The sequence below is a fragment of the Pedobacter sp. 01N416 genome (assembly GCF_056399685.1).
Map to the genome: position 1 here is coordinate 1 of NZ_JBFTRT010000518.1, position 3622 is coordinate 3622.

Sequence of the window (3622 nt, forward strand, 5' to 3'; positions counted from 1 at the left end):
TTTATATGCAACGCAAGTGGTTTCAATATTGGTTTAATTCGCCATATTATCATATTCTTTATCAACAACGAAATGATGCTGAAGCCGAATTTTTCATCGATAAACTTACGGAATTTTTACACCCAAGGCCAGATGCTAAAATGTTGGATATTGCCTGTGGCAAAGGCCGACATTCAATCTATTTAAACAAAAAAGGCTTCGATGTTACCGGAATAGACCTTTCGGAACAAAGTATAAAATACGCTAAGCAATTCGAAAACAATAAATTACATTTTCTTGTACACGATATGCGCAGGTTATTTTACATCAATTACTTTGATGTGGCCTTAAATCTGTTTACCAGTTTTGGTTATTTCGATACCGAAAAAGACCATGTAAATGCACTTAAAACCTTTCGAAAATGCTTAACAGCTGAGGGGATTTTGGTGCTCGATTATTTTAATACCGAAAAAATTATCCGCAACTTAAATCATTGCGAAACAAAATCGCTTGATGGCATAACTTTTAATATCACCAAAAATGTGATCGACGGAAAAATTATCAAAAAGATAAATTTCGAAGACAAACAAAAGGTATACAATTTCGAAGAACGGGTGCAGGCATTTAGTTTTGAGGATTTCCAGCGCATGCTAACCAAGGCAGGGATGGTTATCGAAAAAACTTTTGGCAGTTATGGTTTAGACGATTTTGACGAAAACAGTTCAGACCGGTTAATTTTAATCTGTAAAAAAGCATGATAGAAAGCATACAGCAATTTGATGTAGAATTGTTCTTGAAAATCCACCGTGGGCTTTCAAACAGCTTTTTTGATTGGTTGATGCCTTTAATGCGTAACCGTTTCTTTTGGTCGCCCCTTTACCTTTTTATTGTTGTTTTTTGTATTAAACAGTATAAAAAACAAGGTTATTACATTATCGGCATGGTTCTCTTTACCTTCGCCATGGGCGATTTAATTGCGTCGAGAGTAGTGAAACCTTGGGTAGCCCGGGTTAGGCCCTGTAATGATTTAAGTTTGGCGAACGATATTATCCACCGTGTTCCCTGTGGAAGTGGCCTGAGCTTTCCGTCTGCACATGCCACCAATCACTTTGCGATTGCCGTTTTTTTAATCTGCATTTTTTATAGCCGATGGAAACCTATTTTGCCTATTGGTATTTTCTGGGCGCTTATCATCAGTTTTGCACAGGTATATGTTGGTGTTCATTATCCTGTTGATGTAACTACCGGTGCTTTACTAGGCATTACCATAGGGATTATCTGTTCTAGAATATTTAAAAAATTACAACCTGATTTTTAACTTATGGAAATCTGGAAACTCTGCGTACTCTTTTTCTGTGCCTTTTTAGGTGGGACAGCTATATTTTTAGTAAAGAGCGATAAATCTAAACTACTGAAACTGATTTTGTCTTTCAGTGGGGCCTATTTATTTGCCATTACAGTTTTACATTTAATTCCTGACGCTTACAGCGGACCCGACAAATGGCAGATTGGTGTTTTCATCCTAATTGGTTTTTTATTACAGATCTTCTTGGAGCAATTTTCAGAAGGTGTAGAACATGGGCACATTCATAAACATCACGACGGGCATGTTTTTCCCTTTGGGATTATGATCAGTTTGTGTTTGCATGCTTTTTTAGAGGGGATGCCTTTAGCCAAAGAACAGCACAATGAGCTGATTTTCGGAATTTCACTACACCACATCCCAGCTGCTTTTGCGCTGGCAAGCATATTAATGCAAAACCATTATAAGAAAAGCAGTATTATATTTTATCTGATTGTATTTGCGATCATGGCACCTCTGGGCTTTTATGTAAGTGTTGGCTTAAGCAATGGCACTATTGGAGGCATTGATGCTTATTTCAATAAAATTATGGGTATTGTGATCGGTATTTTCTTACATATTTCTACCACCATCTTATTCGAATCGAGTGCCGATCATAAAATCAATACCCGCAAAATGATTGCCGTTTTATTGGGGATTGGTGTAGCATTAATTGGTTTCTTTGCAGGACATTAATTCAATTGGCAGTTCTTGGTTGGCAATTTGCAGTTAACCGATTTAAACAGTTAACCAACCAATATCCGTTTTAAACGTTTAATCGTTTATACATTTAACTTTTGTGAATAAACATCTGTAAATTAGTATATGGATGAGATTGTAAATGAACCTGCTGTAGCTTACCAAAAAAGGCATTATACTATTGAGGAATACCTGGAGATGGAAAAAGCATCAACAGTAAAGCACGAATATTTCCAGGGCGAGGTATTTGCTATGTCTGGTGCAAGTGAAAATCATAACTGGATGTTCACCAATATTTTCCTAGCAGTTGGCAGTAAACTAAAAGGAAAGTCGTGTTACATTTTCGGAAGTGATATGAGAATGAATATTCCTGAGAATACGTTGTTCACTTATCCTGATATCTCTATCTATTGTAATAATTATTTGCATAGTGAATTTGATGAAGACACAGCAATTTTACCAACTGTGATTATTGAAATCCTGTCACCTTCAACCAAAAATTACGACAAAGGGAAAAAATTTAACCTATATAAAGATATTCCATCATTAAAAGAATACATTATGATTGATTCAGAATCAGTATTCGTAGAGGCCTATTATATTAATGATGAACAGCATTGGGTACTCAACAAACATGAAGAGATTTATGATACGCTAAATCTTATTTCGATGGGATTCGGCGTAGCCTTAACCGATATTTACAACCATGTTTCCTTTAACGCCGCAATGTGATTCCGTTTGCAATTTCAACTGGGCAATTTTAAACAATTAACCTTTCGGACAAAATTCAATAAATTTATATATGGACGAAATTGTAAATGAACCAGCTGTAGCTTATCAAAAAAGAAGTTATACTGTTAAAGAATATCTTGAGATGGAAAAAGCATCAACAGTAAAGCACGAGTATTTCCAAGGAGAGGTATTTGCAATGTCTGGTGCCGGTGATAATCACAACGAGATTTTTAGCAATTTTTTTGGAGAAATAGTTCAAAAACTTAAAGGCAAACCCTGCAGGCCTTATGGAAGTGATAAACGAATGAATATTCCTGAGAATACTTTATTTACCTATCCTGACATATCGATTTATTGTAATGGATTAATACATAGTGATGTTGATGAAGACACCTCAATTTTACCAACTGTGATTATTGAAATCCTGTCACCTTCAACCAAAAATTACGACAAAGGGAAAAAATTTAACCTGTATAAAGATATTCAATCATTAAAAGAATACATTATGATCGATTCGGAATCTATTTCGATTGAAGCTTATTACATTAATGAAGAAAAAAACTGGGCACTCAATCAACACAAGGAGATATCTGATAGACTAACTCTTGTTTCGATGGGTTTTGATATAGCGCTAAGCGATATTTATGATCATGTTCGCTTTAATAAGGAGGAATGAGTTTGTAGATAAAAATTGAGAAATGTAAACTGAAATTGCCAACTACATTACTTCTTTTCTTTCTTCTTCCCATAACCCCATGGGCAGTGCTTACATTTATTCTTGCAGCAATAACCACGTTTTAAATGGTAGGCTTCTGTAAAAACCATTAGTCCATCTTTGTTAAAGTAAAAATCTTCGCCTTCTTTTAACAT

Annotated in this window: 6 protein-coding genes; 5 read left to right on the forward strand and 1 reads right to left on the reverse strand. The window is 35.2% G+C overall.

Annotation, left to right across the window (positions count from 1 at the left end; all coding sequences use genetic code 11):
• From AC1DND_RS22705 to AC1DND_RS22725, 5 genes are all read left to right on the forward strand, one after another.
• On the forward strand, positions 1–737 hold a 737-nt coding region (locus AC1DND_RS22705), incomplete at its 5' end, for a class I SAM-dependent methyltransferase (protein ID WP_477584871.1).
• Complete coding sequence (locus tag AC1DND_RS22710) at positions 734–1297, forward strand: phosphatase PAP2 family protein (RefSeq protein ID WP_230145126.1); 564 nt, start codon at positions 734–736, stop codon at positions 1295–1297. The genes AC1DND_RS22705 and AC1DND_RS22710, both read left to right, overlap by 4 nt.
• Positions 1298–1300: 3 nt before the next feature.
• Complete coding sequence (locus tag AC1DND_RS22715) at positions 1301–2017, forward strand: ZIP family metal transporter (protein ID WP_215132493.1); 717 nt, start codon at positions 1301–1303, stop codon at positions 2015–2017.
• A gap of 129 nt (positions 2018–2146) precedes the next feature.
• On the forward strand, positions 2147–2752 hold the full coding sequence (locus AC1DND_RS22720) for a Uma2 family endonuclease (RefSeq protein ID WP_477584872.1): 606 nt from the start codon (positions 2147–2149) through the stop codon (positions 2750–2752).
• Positions 2753–2822: 70 nt separating this feature from the next.
• Positions 2823–3428 (forward strand): Uma2 family endonuclease, encoded by a 606-nt coding sequence (locus AC1DND_RS22725; protein ID WP_477584873.1) that lies wholly within the window; start codon positions 2823–2825, stop codon positions 3426–3428.
• 47 nt (positions 3429–3475) lie between these two features.
• Here the strand turns inward: AC1DND_RS22725 and AC1DND_RS22730 are convergent, their stop codons facing one another.
• Entirely contained in the window at positions 3476–3622 is a 147-nt protein-coding gene (locus tag AC1DND_RS22730; protein ID WP_477584874.1) for a DUF5522 domain-containing protein, read from the reverse strand.

Coding starts and splice junctions, on each gene's coding strand:
- AC1DND_RS22710 (WP_230145126.1), top strand. CDS start 734: ATGATAGAAAGCATACAGCAATTTGATGTAGAATTGTTCTTGAAAATC.
- AC1DND_RS22715 (WP_215132493.1), top strand. CDS start 1,301: ATGGAAATCTGGAAACTCTGCGTACTCTTTTTCTGTGCCTTTTTAGGT.
- AC1DND_RS22720 (WP_477584872.1), top strand. CDS start 2,147: ATGGATGAGATTGTAAATGAACCTGCTGTAGCTTACCAAAAAAGGCAT.
- AC1DND_RS22725 (WP_477584873.1), top strand. CDS start 2,823: ATGGACGAAATTGTAAATGAACCAGCTGTAGCTTATCAAAAAAGAAGT.
- AC1DND_RS22730 (WP_477584874.1), bottom strand. CDS start 3,622: ATGTTAAAAGAAGGCGAAGATTTTTACTTTAACAAAGATGGACTAATG.